This is a genomic window from Pseudomonas sp. HLS-6 (assembly GCF_002753995.1).
GTDB lineage: Bacteria > Pseudomonadota > Gammaproteobacteria > Pseudomonadales > Pseudomonadaceae > Aquipseudomonas > Aquipseudomonas defluvii.
In genome coordinates this window covers 1,607,309-1,621,174 of record NZ_CP024478.1, presented here as the reverse complement: position 1 = coordinate 1,621,174, position 13,866 = coordinate 1,607,309, and the positions used below count along the sequence as shown (strand labels likewise).

The 13,866-nt window shown below is 60.2% G+C and carries 16 protein-coding genes; all 16 read right to left on the bottom strand.

The window, feature by feature from the left end; translation table 11 throughout:
- Nucleotides 1-2 precede the first annotated feature (2 nt).
- Nucleotides 3-779, bottom strand: a complete 777-nt coding sequence (gene fliR, locus CS390_RS07495; protein WP_065760001.1) for a flagellar biosynthetic protein FliR — start codon at nucleotides 777-779, stop codon at nucleotides 3-5.
- Between the two features lie 7 nt (nucleotides 780-786).
- The gene (fliQ, locus tag CS390_RS07490; RefSeq protein WP_065760000.1) at nucleotides 787-1,056 is read right to left on the bottom strand and encodes a flagellar biosynthesis protein FliQ; all 270 of its coding nucleotides are present in this window, start codon (nucleotides 1,054-1,056) and stop codon (nucleotides 787-789) included.
- A gap of 11 nt (nucleotides 1,057-1,067) precedes the next feature.
- Nucleotides 1,068-1,823 (bottom strand): flagellar type III secretion system pore protein FliP, encoded by a 756-nt coding sequence (fliP, locus tag CS390_RS07485; protein WP_099773930.1) that lies wholly within the window; start codon nucleotides 1,821-1,823, stop codon nucleotides 1,068-1,070.
- Entirely contained in the window at nucleotides 1,823-2,272 is a 450-nt protein-coding gene (gene fliO, locus CS390_RS07480; protein ID WP_099773929.1) for a flagellar biosynthetic protein FliO, read from the bottom strand. The genes fliP and fliO overlap by 1 nt, the downstream gene beginning before the upstream one ends.
- A complete protein-coding gene (gene fliN, locus CS390_RS07475; RefSeq protein WP_099773928.1) occupies nucleotides 2,273-2,737 on the bottom strand; it encodes a flagellar motor switch protein FliN in 465 nt (154 codons plus the stop codon).
- 48 nt (nucleotides 2,738-2,785) lie between these two features.
- On the bottom strand, nucleotides 2,786-3,754 hold the full coding sequence (gene fliM / locus CS390_RS07470) for a flagellar motor switch protein FliM (RefSeq protein ID WP_065759996.1): 969 nt from the start codon (nucleotides 3,752-3,754) through the stop codon (nucleotides 2,786-2,788).
- A gap of 9 nt (nucleotides 3,755-3,763) precedes the next feature.
- A complete protein-coding gene (gene fliL / locus CS390_RS07465; protein ID WP_065759995.1) occupies nucleotides 3,764-4,261 on the bottom strand; it encodes a flagellar basal body-associated protein FliL in 498 nt (165 codons plus the stop codon).
- Nucleotides 4,262-4,425: 164 nt separating this feature from the next.
- Nucleotides 4,426-5,793 carry a flagellar hook-length control protein FliK gene (locus tag CS390_RS07460; protein ID WP_099773927.1) on the bottom strand — a complete coding sequence of 456 codons (1,368 nt, stop codon included), beginning with the start codon at nucleotides 5,791-5,793 and terminating at the stop codon, nucleotides 4,426-4,428.
- A 97-nt stretch (nucleotides 5,794-5,890) separates the two neighbouring features.
- On the bottom strand, nucleotides 5,891-6,238 hold the full coding sequence (locus CS390_RS07455; RefSeq protein ID WP_099773926.1) for an Hpt domain-containing protein: 348 nt from the start codon (nucleotides 6,236-6,238) through the stop codon (nucleotides 5,891-5,893).
- Nucleotides 6,239-6,263: 25 nt separating this feature from the next.
- Nucleotides 6,264-7,967 (bottom strand): fused response regulator/phosphatase, encoded by a 1,704-nt coding sequence (locus CS390_RS07450; RefSeq protein WP_099773925.1) that lies wholly within the window; start codon nucleotides 7,965-7,967, stop codon nucleotides 6,264-6,266.
- 8 nt (nucleotides 7,968-7,975) lie between these two features.
- A complete protein-coding gene (locus CS390_RS07445; protein WP_099773924.1) occupies nucleotides 7,976-8,278 on the bottom strand; it encodes an STAS domain-containing protein in 303 nt (100 codons plus the stop codon).
- Nucleotides 8,279-8,366: 88 nt separating this feature from the next.
- Nucleotides 8,367-8,819: a flagellar export protein FliJ gene (gene fliJ / locus CS390_RS07440; RefSeq protein ID WP_099773923.1), complete on the bottom strand. Its 453-nt coding sequence runs from the start codon at nucleotides 8,817-8,819 to the stop codon at nucleotides 8,367-8,369.
- A 6-nt stretch (nucleotides 8,820-8,825) separates the two neighbouring features.
- On the bottom strand, nucleotides 8,826-10,184 hold the full coding sequence (fliI, locus tag CS390_RS07435) for a flagellar protein export ATPase FliI (RefSeq protein WP_099773922.1): 1,359 nt from the start codon (nucleotides 10,182-10,184) through the stop codon (nucleotides 8,826-8,828).
- Nucleotides 10,174-10,935, bottom strand: a complete 762-nt coding sequence (gene fliH / locus CS390_RS07430; RefSeq protein WP_099773921.1) for a flagellar assembly protein FliH — start codon at nucleotides 10,933-10,935, stop codon at nucleotides 10,174-10,176. Before fliH ends, fliI begins: the two co-directional genes overlap by 11 nt.
- Nucleotides 10,936-11,070: 135 nt before the next feature.
- On the bottom strand, nucleotides 11,071-12,090 hold the full coding sequence (fliG, locus tag CS390_RS07425) for a flagellar motor switch protein FliG (protein ID WP_065759987.1): 1,020 nt from the start codon (nucleotides 12,088-12,090) through the stop codon (nucleotides 11,071-11,073).
- Entirely contained in the window at nucleotides 12,083-13,861 is a 1,779-nt protein-coding gene (gene fliF / locus CS390_RS07420; protein ID WP_099773920.1) for a flagellar basal-body MS-ring/collar protein FliF, read from the bottom strand. Before fliF ends, fliG begins: the two co-directional genes overlap by 8 nt.
- Between the last annotated feature and the right edge of the window lie 5 nt (nucleotides 13,862-13,866).

The window sequence follows — 13,866 nt, the reverse complement described above, 5'->3', positions numbered from 1 at the left end:
GCTCAGCGCGCCCTCGCCAGTTCACGCAGCCATTGCAGCGCCTCGGAGGCCAATGACTGGTAATGGGACAGAATGTCGGCCAGACCGACCCAGAAAATCCCGAGCCCCAATACCAGGGTCAAGGGAAAACCGATGGAAAAAATGTTCAACTGCGGCGCGGCGCGGGTCATCACGCCAAAGGCAATGTTGACCACCAGCAGTGCGGTAATCGCCGGCAGTACCAGCAGCAGTGCTGCGCCCAATACCCAGCCCAGGCGCCCGGCCATGTCCCAGAAATGATTGACCAGCAGACCGCTGCCAATCGGCAAGGTGGTGAAACTCTCGGTGAGCACCTCGAAAACCACCAGATGGCCATTCATCGACAGAAACAACAGGGTCACCAGCATCGTCAGGAACTGACTGACCACCGCGACATTGACGCCGTTGGCCGGATCGACCATCGAGGCAAACGCCATCCCCATCTGAATCGCAACAATCTGCCCGGCAATCACAAAGGCCTGGAAGAACAGCTGCAGCGCCATACCGAACAAGGCACCGATGATCACCTGCTCGGCAATCAGCAGCAGCCCACTGAGGCTCAAGGGATTGACCTCAGGCAGAGGCGGCAAGCCAGGCACGATGACCACCGTAATAGCCACCGCGAAATACAGCCGGATGCGGGCTGGCAACAAGGTGGTACCGAATATCGGCATGGTCATCAGTACGGCAGCGACACGAAACAGCGGCAGGATGAACGACGCCACCCACGTGCTGATCTGCGCATCGGTCAACTCGAGCATGCCGTACTCAACCGATCAGCTGCGGAATACTGCCGTACAGCGACAGGATGTACTCCATGAACGTGCGAACCAACCACGGCCCTACCACGATCAGGGTCACCAACATCACCAACAGCCGCGGCAAGAAGCTCAGGGTCTGCTCGTTGATCTGGGTGGCCGCCTGAAACATCGCGACCACCAGGCCGACCAGCAGGCTCGGCACTACCAGCACCGCCACCATCATCGTGGTCAGCCACAGCGCATCGCGAAACAGGTCGACAGCGACTTCCGGGGTCATGCGCGATTCTCCTAGACGCCGCCGAAACTGCCGGCCAGGGTACCAATGATAAGCGCCCAGCCGTCCACCAGCACGAAGAGCATGATCTTGAACGGCAACGAGATGATCAACGGCGAGAGCATCATCATACCCATGGCCATCAGTACGCTGGCGACCACCAGGTCGATGATCAGAAACGGAATAAAGATCATGAAGCCGATTTGAAACGCCGTCTTCAGTTCAGATGTCACAAAGGCGGGCACCAAGATCGTCAACGGCGCCTGGTCGGGCGTTGCGATGTCGGTACGCTTGGACAGCCGCATAAACAGATCAAGGTCGCTCTGCCGGGTTTGCGCCAGCATGAAATCCTTCAGCGGCACTTCGGCCTTGGCAATCGCATCTTGCGCGGTAAGCGTCTCGTTCAGGTAAGGCTGTAGCGCATCGCGATTCACCCGGTCGAACACCGGGGCCATGATGAACATGGTCAGGAACAGCGCCATGCCGGTGAGGATCTGGTTCGACGGAGTCTGCTGCAAGCCCAGGGCCTGGCGCAAAATCGAGAAGACGATGATGATCCGGGTGAAACTGGTCATCAGGATGACGAACGCCGGGATGAAACTCAGCGCCGTCATGATCAACAGGATCTGCAGGCTGACGGAGTATTCCTGCTGCCCATTCGCCCCATTGGACAAGGTAATGGCCGGGATCGACAGCGGATCGGCAGCCAAGGCCAACGGCGCCGCCAGCATCAGCAGCAGCAGCGTCAACATCATGCGCAATGCGCCCATTACGTCTTGTCCTTCTGATCCTTGCCCAGCAACTCCATCAGGCGCTGAGCGAATTCCGGTGTAGCCTGTCGCGCACCCGACGGCACTTCGACCGGCTCACGCAACACATGCAACGCTTCGATCGTGCCAGGCGAGTGCCCCAGCAAAATCTGCTCATTGCCTACCTTGACCAGCAGCAGGCGGTCGCGCGGCCCCAAGGCCCGCGTACCGATGATCTCAATGACCTGATCGCCTCGCGGCGCAGCCTGCTGCACCCTGCGCAGCAGCCAGGCCAGAAAGAAGATCAACCCCACCACCAACAGCAAGCCCAGCACCAACTGCGCCAACTGCCCACCGACACTTCCCGGCGCAGCCGGCGCGGACGCCGTCACCGCCGGCTGCGCCGCGAGGGCCACGTCGACGCAGAACAGGCCGGCCGCAGCCAGGCCCTTGAGCAGAGTGTTTTTCACTTAGCGCAGCTTCTTGATACGTTCGCTCGGGCTGATCACGTCAGTCAGACGAATACCGAACTTCTCGTTGACCACAACCACTTCACCGTGCGCAATCAGCGTACCGTTAACCAGCACATCCAGCGGCTCTCCGGCCAGGCGATCAAGCTCGATCACCGAACCCTGGTTGAGTTGCAGCAGGTTACGGATGTTGATTTCAGTACTGCCGACTTCCATGGAAATGCTCACCGGAATATCCAGGATCACATCCAGGTTCGGGCCTTCAAGGCTGACCTGTTCATTGCTGCGTGGCGAGGAAGGAAACTCCTCCATCGGCAGGCGGCCCGAAGCAGGCGTGGAGCTACCGCCGGACATCAGGGCATCGATGTCGGCCTGACCGCCCTCGCCAGTTTCACTCAAGGCAGCGGCCCACTCATCGGCCAGCGCCTGATCTTCCATGGAGGTGATATCGTTTTCGTCAGCCATTTTGTCCTCGACGGGCAATCAATTCGGGGGGTAAACCAGCAGCGCCGCTTAGCGACGCTCGATCGGATCGGTTATCTGCAGGGCCAGGGTGCCCTTGTGCGAGCCCAGCTTGGCCTTGAACGACGGCACGCCGTTAGCCCGCAGAATCAGCTCTTCGGGTAATTCGATAGGGATCACGTCACCGGGCTGCATGTGCAGGATGTCGCGCAGGCGCAACTGACGCCGGGCTACCGTCGCGCTCAACGGCACGCTGACGTCCAGTACGTCTTCGCGCAAGGCCTTGACCCAACGCTCATCCTGGTCATCCAGGTCAGACTGGAAGCCGGCATCCAGCATCTCGCGCACCGGCTCGATCATCGAGTACGGCATGGTCACATGCAGGTCGCCACCGCCGCCATCGAGTTCAATGTGGAAGGTCGAGACCACCACCGCCTCACTCGGACCGACAATGTTGGCCATGGCCGGGTTGACCTCCGAGTTGATGTACTCGAAGTTGACCGGCATGATCGCCTGCCAGGCTTCCTTGAGGTCGACGAAGGCCTGGTCCAGCACCATGCGCACCACGCGCAGCTCGGTCGGGGTGAATTCACGGCCTTCGATCTTGGCGTGACGGCCGTCACCACCAAAGAAATTGTCCACCAGCTTGAATACCAGCTTGGCATCAAGAATGAACAGTGACGTGCCGCGCAACGGCTTGATCTTCACCAGGTTCAAGCTGGTCGGCACGTACAACGAATGCACGTACTCACCGAACTTCATCACCTGAACCCCGCCTACCGCCACGTCGGCAGAGCGACGCAACAGGTTGAACATGCTGATACGGGTATAACGGGCGAAACGCTCGTTGATCATTTCCAGGGTCGGCATGCGTCCGCGGACGATCCGATCCTGGCTGGTCAGGTCATAACTTTTGACGCTACCGGGCTCAGCGGCGCTTTCGGTTTGCACCAGACCATCGTCGACACCGTGTAACAGGGCATCGATTTCATCCTGGGACAGCAGGTCCTGCACGGCCATCTTGGGCTCCTACTGCAATACGAAATTGGTGAACAGCAACTGGTCAACAACCAGTTTGCCAACTTCCTTCTGCGCCACTTCCTGAACACTGGCAGTGGCCTTCTGGCGCAACATTTCCTGACCGACCGGGGTTGCCAGGGTATCGAAGCCCTGGCCCGAGAACAGCATGACCAGGTTGTTGCGGATCACCGGCATGTGCACTTTCAGTGCATCCAGCGCAGCCTGGTCACGGCCCTGCATGGTGATGCTCACCTGCATGAAACGCTGACGACCGTTCTGGTTGAAGTTGACTACGAATGCAGGAGACAGGGGTTCGTAGATCGCTGCCGGCTTGACGTTGGTCGCCTGCGCAGGGCTTGCCTCAGGCTTGCTGTCGGCCTTGTGCAGGAAGAACCAGGTTGCCCCCACGGACAGACCAATCGCCAGGAGCAATGCCAGCACCAACAACAGGATCAGTTTGAGTTTGCCTTTCGAGGCGGGGTCTTTCACTGCGTCGTTCTTCGCCATGCCAATAATCCGTCACTCACACGAGATTTCACTCAGATGGCGAGGGTTCAGCAAGTGTTATGCCAGTTTCCCGGAACAGGCGATGGAATCCATGGCGCGCTGGCAAGATCGCCCTTGGAGGGCCGGCGCCTGCAGGGGCTTTACGCGAGGCGCCGCGGCTCACATCAAGCGTAATAATCTACTGCACTGGAACCGATCACTACCTGGCGCTCGACAGCCTTGACGCCAGCATCAGCCTCCGCCTGCTCTGCGGCATCACCCGCCTCACCGCGTCGCCCGGCAACGCCGCTCAGGCGCGGGCCTTCTTGAGCACCCTGCTGCTGGCCGCGCGACTGATCGGAAACGTTGACATCCGGTTGCGCCAGGCCTTGCTGGGCAAACAACTCACGCAGACGATGAACCTGCCCTTCCAGCGCATCACGAACCACCACATGACCACTGACGAAGGTGATCTGGGCTGGCTGGTCCGCCGCCAGGTTGACGCGAATATCGAGGCGCCCCAGTTCAGCAGGCTGAAGCTGAATATCGGCCGACTTCAGATTCTGGCTGGACAGGTACATGACGCGGTTGACCAACCCTTCAGTCCAGCCGCTCTGGTTCATCGCCAGCGGCTGATTAAGGGGCGCGGCCGGAACCGGCACGGCATTGGCGGTCTTGGCGGTTACCGCCTGGGTCAAGGCACTCAAGCGCTCGGCAAAGTTATCGACACGCGTGTCACTGGCAGCCCCCTTGAGATCTTTCAGGCCATCATCCATCAGCGCGCCAAAGGCTTTCTCGCCCGGCTCGCCCTGCTCCGCCTCAGCACCCGGCTTGTCGACGATGGCCGCCAGTGTATTGACGGCAGACTGCCCCGGCGTCGCTTCTGGCTGTGGCTGAGCAGACTTGCCCGTTGGCGCGGCATTCACCGATGTGGTTCCCTGGGCCTGAGCACTCTGCTCCAGCGCAAGGCGCAGCGTTGGCAAATCGGCAAGCGGATCGACATCCGGATCGAAAGGCGGCTCTTGTGGAGCGCTATCGCTGGCGGGCGCCTGCACCTGCGCCTGAAGCTGCGCAGCCTGCACCACAGGCGCCACCGCCTCGGCCTGAGCCTGAATCAATTGCGCCCCTGGCTGGGCATCGGTGACCTGGCCGGCAACCAGGCTCGGATCAAGCAACTGCGGGTCGGCCTGATCGGCTGAATCCTCTGTAGCTACAGCATCTTGCGCCGGCGCCGTGTCGGCAACCTGTGCGTCATCCTGGCCCTGAAGCTCTTTTTTACTCGCGTTATCGGCAGGCAAGCTTTTGCCGCTACCGGCAACTTTCTGCTGCCCGTCCACCTTGGAATTGCCACTGCTGGCGGTGTTGGCTGGCGCGAACGGCTTGTCAAAGGAAGGCCCGCCCGCGACCTTGTCCTTGGATTGCGAAAGCACTTGGGAGAAGCCTGAAGCCTTGTCGCCAAGCGCCTGCTGCGACTTGTCCGATGACGCACCTGATGCGCGCGATGAATTGGCGACGGAGCCCGATTGCAGCAATGGGTTTGTGGCGACAGGCATGAAAGAGTCTCCGCGGCAGCGTGTCTGATACAGGAATGGAAAAGACGCTGCAAAAGTCACGCCAGGACGCAGCAACACTCCACGCCAGCCACACACATCACCCTATCTGAACCCGTTGACGCTCCGCGCAATACAGCTGACGAACCGCGGCATACTCACGATCAATACGATTGATGAGGTCCTCGATGCCGTAGAGCGGACGTTGCTTGACCCGTTCTTCAAGCTGCCGGCACAGCTCGGCCAGCGCCACTGCCCCCATATTGCTGGTACTGCCTTTGAAGCTATGGGCAGCCATCCCCAACTCCTCGGCGTTCTTGGCCTCATGGAGCTGGCTGAGGCGCGTCTCGGAGTCCGAGAGAAAAGTCTCGAGCAAGTACAAGTAGCCATCTTCCATGACTTCCTGCAAATCGCTCAGTACCTTGCGATCAATATGATTGTCAGACACTTGCTCACTCCTTGATCAAGCTTGATTATGCCTCAGACACCCAAGCGAACACTACGCACGCACGACGCCCGCCATCAAACCATTGCGCTTGCTGGCTCAAACCACGTATCAAGCTCAGGCCCCGGCCATAAAACCCATGCCCGCCCTGCGAACAGCCAAGGACGCGCTCGACATCGAAGCCCGCACCGCTGTCTTCGACCTCGATGGTCAGCCGCCCGCCCGAGGCGGCCGGCTCCACCTGCAGACGCAGCCGGATGCAGCCTTCCTGCAAGGCCTGTAGACGTCTGTTTCGCTCGCGGTAGTACTCGGTAAACCCACAGGCATCTCGCTTGAGCCTTGAATCAAGCGCCAGCACGCCGTGCTCCAGCGCATTGGAGTACAACTCGCTGAGCACACTGTGCAGTTCGCTACTCTGGGCGCGCAAACCGTGAATTTCCTGCAGCAGGTGCAACAGGAAAGGCAGCGGGTTGAAGCGCTTGAGGCTTTCGGCACGAAATTCGAGATTGAGCGACCAGTCCAACGGGCTGGACTGCCCGCTGTCGGTGTACGCCAGCGGCGGCAGCGACAGCGCGTGATGCTCGACCATGCACAGGTCCATCATGCTGACGTCATCACGTGGATGCCCACCAAAACGTGCCAACGCCATCTGAATATCGTCAAACAACTGCTCCGGCACCCGATTGGCAATGAGCACCTCACGCAAGCGCTCGACACCGAACAACTGCTCATTGTCATCACGGGTATCAACAACCCCATCACTGAGTAGAAACAGGCGATCACCCACCGTCATGGGCAGTACCTGCGTATGCTCATCGAACTGCTCAGGCGGAAGAACACCCAGCGGCAGAAAATGCGACACCAGCGGCAACGGCTCACCGCCACCGACCCGCAGCAGGTAGGCATCAGGCATCCCGCCGTTCCAGACCTCCACCGTACGCCGCTGAAAACTCATATTGAGCAGCACGGCACAGCAGAACATGTCCACCGGCAAGATGCGCTTGAGCTTGGCATTCATCTCACGCAAGGTTTCCGCCAGGCCGTACCCCTTGGCCGTCATGCCGTAGAACACTTCCGCCAAGGGCATGGCGCCTACGGCGGCAGGCAAGCCATGGCCCGTGAAATCGCCCAGCAGCACATGCATATCCCCAGACGGCGTAAAGGCAGCCAGCATCAAGTCGCCATTGAACAGCGCATAAGGGGATTGCAGGAAACGGATGTTCGGCGAGCCAAGGCAGCCGGCATGCGCCACCTTATCGAATACGGCCTTCGCTACCCGCTGCTCATTGAGCAAGTGACGGTGATGATGGGCAAGCTGGTCTCGCTGCTCAAGCACCGTTTCCTGCAAACGACGCGTGCGCTCCATGGCTTTGATCTTGGCCGCCAGAATCACCTGGCTATACGGCTTGGCCAGAAAGTCATCCCCACCCGCCTCCAGGCAACGCACCAGCGCCTGTTCTTCACTTAGCGAGGTCAGGAAAATGATAGGTACCAAGGTTTCGCCGGCCAGAAGCTTGATCCTGCGCGCCGCCTCAAAACCATCCATGACCGGCATCAACGCGTCGAGCAGTACCAGGTGCGGTCGCTGCGCAGCAAACACAGCCACCGCCTGCTCGCCGTCTTCGGCCATCAATACCTGATGCCCTTGCTTGCGAACAATAGTGGCCAGCAGCAACCGATCAGTCGCACTGTCTTCGGCGATCAGCACCGTCAAGATATCCTGGCTTGGCATACTAACGCTCAACTGATGTCGAACAGCTTGTCAAAGTTGGAAATCGCCAGGATCTTGCGCACATCCGAACTGGTATTGACCATGCTGACCCGGGATTCGTCCCCACCCACATGGTCGCGCAGCAGCAACAACATCCCCAGCGCAGAACTGTCGAGATAGGTCGCCTCCTTGAGGTCGACCACGACAGTGCGCGGAGCGGAGTTTAGGTGCTCGTATGCCTCTCGAAATTCCCTATGCCTGCCGAAGTCAAACCGACCTTTAACGCGAATGGTCAATTTCCCGTCCTGGGAGAGCTCGGATTCCACAGCCATTTTGCGATTCCTTCGATGATGGCAATTGCAGACACAAGAAGGTGTAGCAGCCTCCCCCCACAACGGCAACCCGAACCGCGGTCAAAGATCAGTAACGATCATGTCGAGGCAGGCGCTGGGACAATTCGTCGAGCAATTTCTGCTCGCGTTTGTCCTCAACCATCCGCGCTTCGTCTATGTAGCGCTGCACCAGCTTGCGCAACCCTTCAACCCGCGCATAGGCCTGCTGCCAGGTAGCGCGGGCGTTGTTCAGGTTGCTTTTGTGCCAGGTGAGGCTCTGATGCTGCTGGGCCATGGCCGTGTCCAGCTGACTAAGAAAACGCTGGTAACCCATCAACCAGTTACCCGTGACCCCCTGCCCGCCGCGCTGCAGCCACTGCTGCTGATACTCTTCGCGAAAACGATCGAGTTCGGCCAGCTTGGCCTGTGCCATGTTCACCTGCTGCTGAAACTGACCGAGTCGCTGAGCCGCTTGCCGCTCATTGTTCTCGGCCATTTCCACCACGGGCGCAAGACGCGCCGCTCGACTGGGCTGGGCCATGATCTATCAGCCCGGCGCGACAGGCGCGAACACACTGGCCAACTGTTCGCCGCTCGCAGCGAGGCTGACGTTGTCGTTCAACCCCTGGCGCAGGAAGTGCACCAACTTCGGTTGCAGCGAAATCGCCAGGTCGGTCTCGCGGTCGCCCCCGGCAACGTAGGCGCCGACACTGATCAGGTCGCGGCTTTGCGAAAGGCGTGACCATAACTGCTTGAACTGCTGGGCCTGCCCCATGTGCTCAGGACTGACCACCTGCGGCATCACACGACTGATGGAGGCCTCGATATCAATGGCCGGGTAATGCCCTTCTTCAGCCAGCCGCCGCGACAGCACGATGTGGCCGTCGAGTACACCCCGCGCCGAATCCGCAATCGGGTCTTGCTGATCGTCACCTTCGGACAACACGGTATAGAACGCAGTAATCGAGCCACCACCAGCCTCGCCATTACCGGCGCGCTCCACCAACTTAGGCAGTTTGGCAAACACCGAGGGCGGATAACCCTTGGTCGCCGGAGGCTCGCCAATGGCCAGGGCAATTTCCCGCTGCGCCTGGGCAAAACGTGTCAGCGAATCCATCAGCAACAGGACATTCTTGCCCTTGTCGCGGAAATACTCGGCGATACGCGTACAGTACATGGCAGCCCGCAAGCGCATCAGCGGTGCATCATCGGCAGGCGAGGCCACGACGACAGAGCGCTTCAGCCCCTCAGTACCCAGGATGTGCTCAATGAACTCCTTGACCTCACGCCCCCGCTCACCAATCAGCCCCACAACGATGATGTCGGCTTCGGTAAAGCGGGTCATCATGCCCAGCAGCACACTCTTGCCCACGCCGGTACCGGCGAACAGCCCGAGACGCTGGCCACGACCCACCGTGAGCAGGCCATTGATACTGCGGATGCCGACATCCAGAGGCTGGCTGATCGGGTCGCGGTTGAGCGGGTTGATCGTCGGGCCGTCCATCGGCACCCAATCCTCAGCCCGCATGCCGCCCTTGCCGTCCAGCGCACGACCGGCACCATCAAGCACCCGCCCGAGCATGCTCATACCCATCGGCAGGCGACTGCTCTCAGCCAGCGGCACTACCCGCGCGCCTGGCGCAATACCCGCCACGCTGCCGACCGGCATCAGAAACACCTTGCCGCCGGAAAAGCCCATGACCTCGGCCTCAACCTGCACCGGGTGATAGCTGTCGTCATTGATGACCACACACCGGCTGCCGACGGCAGCACGCAGGCCCTCGGCCTCCAGCGTAAGGCCAACCATGCGCAACAAGCGCCCTTCGACAACCGGCTGTGACGGCAAGGCAATTGCCTCGGCATAGGTGCCAAGGCGCTTGCCGAAGCTGGTACGGTCAAGGCGCATCGGGGGTGTCCAACTCGATGGTCAGGTCTGGCGCTGCCGGGTGCAGGCTCTGATCGTGCAACTGATCGAACAGTTGTGCCAAGGCCTTCTCGATACGGGTTTCCATGGTCGCGTCAATGCGGCTCTGGGCGGTCTCGATGCGGCAACCACCCGGCAGCAGCGCTTCATCTTCAAGCAGGCGCCAATTTTCTTCGTGGCGCTCGCGCAGCGCCTTGGCCAATTCGAAATCCTGCGGATTGACGTGAATACGAATGTTCTCCGCCCCCATCGGCAGCAGCTTCAGGACTTCGCGCAATACATGGGTAATTTGACTGGAGTCGGTGCGCAGTTCGCGACCAACGACCTGCCGAGTGATGTGCGCAACCAGGTGCACCAGGGACTTTTCGATCTGGACGTCCTGCTCGGCAATCGGCTCAAGCAAGTTGCTCATCAGTTGTTCAAGACTGGCCAGCTTCGCGGCCAGGGCCACTTCGGCTTCTTGCCGAACCTTGAGCTGGGTACTGTGAAAACCTTCACGCTCACCGGTAGCGAACCCCTCGTTGTAAGCCTCCTGACGGATACTCTCCAACTCCTCCAGGGTCAGCGGCTGGACCTCCTCCAGCGGCACTTCCTCGATCTCGTCTTCGACGATCTCGGGTTCCGGCTCGGGCTCGGGTTCTGGCTCCGGGTCGAACGAAGGTAAAGCCCAGCGATCGAATGCTTCCAGGTCGCCAGCGCGAATCAGTTCAGTTAAATGCTCGTTGGTCGACATGATTCCACGCGCTCAAAATAAAGCACCGTATCGGCACTGGCGTGCCAGCGATGCAGACACCGCGCACCTACCGGCATCGCATTGATCCCACCGCTGGCGCCGGCCCGAAAAAGGCCGACACCGGCGTGCGGGTCGTTAGATCATTTCCTCGGCGCCTTTGCCGCCAAGCACGATCTCTCCGGCTTCGGCCATGCGTCGGGCAATGGTGAGGATTTCCTTCTGTGCCGCTTCGACATCGCTGACGCGAACCGGCCCCTTGGCCTCAAGGTCGTCACGCAGCAGCTCCGAGGCACGTTTGGACATGTTCTTGAAGACCTTGTCCTTGACCCGCTCATCAGCACCTTTGAGCGAAACAACCAGCACGTCGGAGGACACTTCGCGCAACAGCGCCTGGATGCCACGGTCGTCGACGTCGGCAAGGTTGTTGAAGACGAACATGAGGTCTTCGATCTGCTCGGACAGGTCGCCATCCACATCGCGGATCGCGTCCATGAGCTGGCCTTCGACGGAGCTGTCGAGGAAGTTCATGATGTCCGCAGCACGCTTGATACCACCCAGCGTTGTCCGGGCAGCATTGGAGTTGCCCGAGAACTGCTTCTCGAGGATCTGGTTCAGTTCCTTGAGCGCCGCTGGCTGAACCGTATTCAGTGACGATACCCGCAAGATGATGTCCAGGCGCACCTTGTGGTCGAAGTTGCTCAGCACCTCGCCAGCCTGATCCGGATCGAGGTAGGCCACGACAATGGCTTGAATCTGCGGGTGCTCGTAACGGATCACATCGGCTACAGCACGCGGCTCCATCCACTTCAGGCTGTCCAGGCCACTGGTGTTGCCGCCCAGCAGAATGCGGTCGATCAGGCCGTTGGCCTTGTCTTCGCCCAACGCCTGGGTGAGCATCTTGCGGATGTAGCCGTCGGAGCCGACGCCGAGGCTGGTCTGGTCGCCGACGATCTCGACGAACTCGCTCATCACCTGCTCGACTTGCTCGCGATGCACGTTGCCCATTTGCGCCATGGCCACACCGACCCGCTGGACCTCTTTGGGGCCCATGTGTCGCAACACTTGTGCTGCGTCAGTCTCACCCAACGACAACAGCAGAATAGCGGCCTTGTCGACACGGGTCAGTTTGGCGGTAACCGCTCTGTTATCACTCATCGGCGTTGATCCACTCTTTCACGACCTGGGCCACGCGACCCGGGTCTTCGGCCACCAGGCTCTTGATTGCATTGAGCTGAGCATCATAGCCCTCGCTCGGGCTCGGCAAGAGAATGCTTTGCGGACCGCCAAGGGTTACCCGGTCATTGGCCAACTCGCCATCCAGACCGATCATACCGCCCAGTTCCATGTCACTATCGCCAGCAGCTTGCTTGCCATTACCGGTGATGTTGTTGAGCACAGGGCGCAACACACCAAATACCAGCACCAGGATAAAGAGCACGCCGAGCACTTGCTTGACGATGTCCCAGAACCAGGGCTGTGAGTAAAACGAAATATCGACGACTTCTTCACCACGGTCGGCAGCGAACGGCACGTTGATCACACTGACGCTGTCACCACGACTGGCATCAAAGCCCACCGCATCCTGGACCAGTCGGGTAAAGCGCGCCAAATCTTCGGCGCCCCAAGGCGTACGCGTGGCTTCGCCGGTCGCAGGATCGAGCTTGACCTGATCATCGACCACCACCGCTACCGACAGGCGCGTCAGACGCCCCTGCTGCTGACGGGTATGGCTGATGGAGCGGTCCAGCTCAAAGTTCTTGGTCGACTGCTGACGCTTGTCTGCCGGGTACGGTGCGAGCATCGGCTGGCCGGTTGCCGGGTCCATGACCTGTTGACCGTTGGCGTCAAGCAGCGGCTGCCCTGGCTGAATCATGCCAGCGGCGGCCTGTGCCTGGCCGGTCTGCTGTGGCGCAGAAGCTGGGCCGGGCGGCTGGTTGCTCAGCGCCCCAGGCACACCTTGCGGGCCCATGCTGCTCGAGCGCTGTTCGTTGACCGACTGCTCGCTGCGAAGGGCAGGCTGGTCCGGGTTGAACTGCTCAGAGGTCGACTCGACAGCACTGAAGTCGACGTCGGTGGACACTTCAGCCTTGTAGCGGTCATTGCCCAGTACTGGGTTCAGGATGTTGTGTACGCGCTGGGTCAGCATGCTTTCCATGCGGCGGCTGTAATCGAACTGCTTGCCGGCCATGGTCAGTTCAGAGTTCTGCACCTGATCGGAGAGCAGGTTGCCCTTCTGGTCAACCACGGTGACCTGAGACTTTTCCAGCTCCGGTACGCTGGTTGCTACCAGGTTGATAATGGCCATCACCTGGCCAGGCTCCAGGCCACGCCCTGGGTACAAATCAACCAGAATCGAGGCACTGGGCTTGCGCTCATCGCGCACGAACACCGAGCTTTTCGGGATGGCCAGATGGACCCGCGCACCCTTGACGTTGCTCAGGCTGGAAATGGTCCGTGCCAACTCACCTTCCAGGCCGCGACGGTAGCGGGTCGCTTCCATGAACTGGCTGGTCCCCAGCCCCTGTTCCTTGTCGAGGATTTCGAAACCGACATTGCCATCGCTCGGCGCTACACCCGCAGCGGCCAGTTTCATCCGGGCACGGGAAATGTCTTCGGCCTTGACCAGCAATGCGCCCGAATTGGGCTCGACGTTGTACGGAATGTCAGCAGCGGCCAGTGTTTCCATGACCTGCTTGGTGTCCATGCCGGTGAGGCTGCCATACAGCGGACGGTAGTCGGGCTGTTGCGACCAGAGCACCACGGCAAAGCCAATCGCAACGCTCGCGGCAAGGCCGACCAGCAAGCCGACCTGACGCAATACCGGCATCTGCGAAATATTTTCCAGAAACGACAAGCCGAACAGGGGTGGCTTGGGTGCTGGTGGCCTGCTGTTGGCTGGCACGTTATCGACGACTGCTTCGGCCATGACTC

Bases quoted from the DNA above. Each gene is read 5' to 3' on its own strand.
- fliR (WP_065760001.1), bottom strand. From the start codon at position 779: ATGCTCGAGTTGACCGATGCGCAGATCAGCACGTGGGTGGCGTCGTTC.
- fliQ (WP_065760000.1), bottom strand. From the start codon at position 1,056: ATGACCCCGGAAGTCGCTGTCGACCTGTTTCGCGATGCGCTGTGGCTG.
- fliP (WP_099773930.1), bottom strand. From the start codon at position 1,823: ATGGGCGCATTGCGCATGATGTTGACGCTGCTGCTGCTGATGCTGGCG.
- fliN (WP_099773928.1), bottom strand. From the start codon at position 2,737: ATGGCTGACGAAAACGATATCACCTCCATGGAAGATCAGGCGCTGGCC.
- fliM (WP_065759996.1), bottom strand. From the start codon at position 3,754: ATGGCCGTGCAGGACCTGCTGTCCCAGGATGAAATCGATGCCCTGTTA.
- fliL (WP_065759995.1), bottom strand. From the start codon at position 4,261: ATGGCGAAGAACGACGCAGTGAAAGACCCCGCCTCGAAAGGCAAACTC.
- CS390_RS07460 (WP_099773927.1), bottom strand. From the start codon at position 5,793: ATGCCTGTCGCCACAAACCCATTGCTGCAATCGGGCTCCGTCGCCAAT.
- CS390_RS07450 (WP_099773925.1), bottom strand. From the start codon at position 7,967: ATGCCAAGCCAGGATATCTTGACGGTGCTGATCGCCGAAGACAGTGCG.
- CS390_RS07445 (WP_099773924.1), bottom strand. From the start codon at position 8,278: ATGGCTGTGGAATCCGAGCTCTCCCAGGACGGGAAATTGACCATTCGC.
- fliJ (WP_099773923.1), bottom strand. From the start codon at position 8,819: ATGGCCCAGCCCAGTCGAGCGGCGCGTCTTGCGCCCGTGGTGGAAATG.
- fliI (WP_099773922.1), bottom strand. From the start codon at position 10,184: ATGCGCCTTGACCGTACCAGCTTCGGCAAGCGCCTTGGCACCTATGCC.
- fliH (WP_099773921.1), bottom strand. From the start codon at position 10,935: ATGTCGACCAACGAGCATTTAACTGAACTGATTCGCGCTGGCGACCTG.
- fliG (WP_065759987.1), bottom strand. From the start codon at position 12,090: ATGAGTGATAACAGAGCGGTTACCGCCAAACTGACCCGTGTCGACAAG.
- fliF (WP_099773920.1), bottom strand. From the start codon at position 13,861: ATGGCCGAAGCAGTCGTCGATAACGTGCCAGCCAACAGCAGGCCACCA.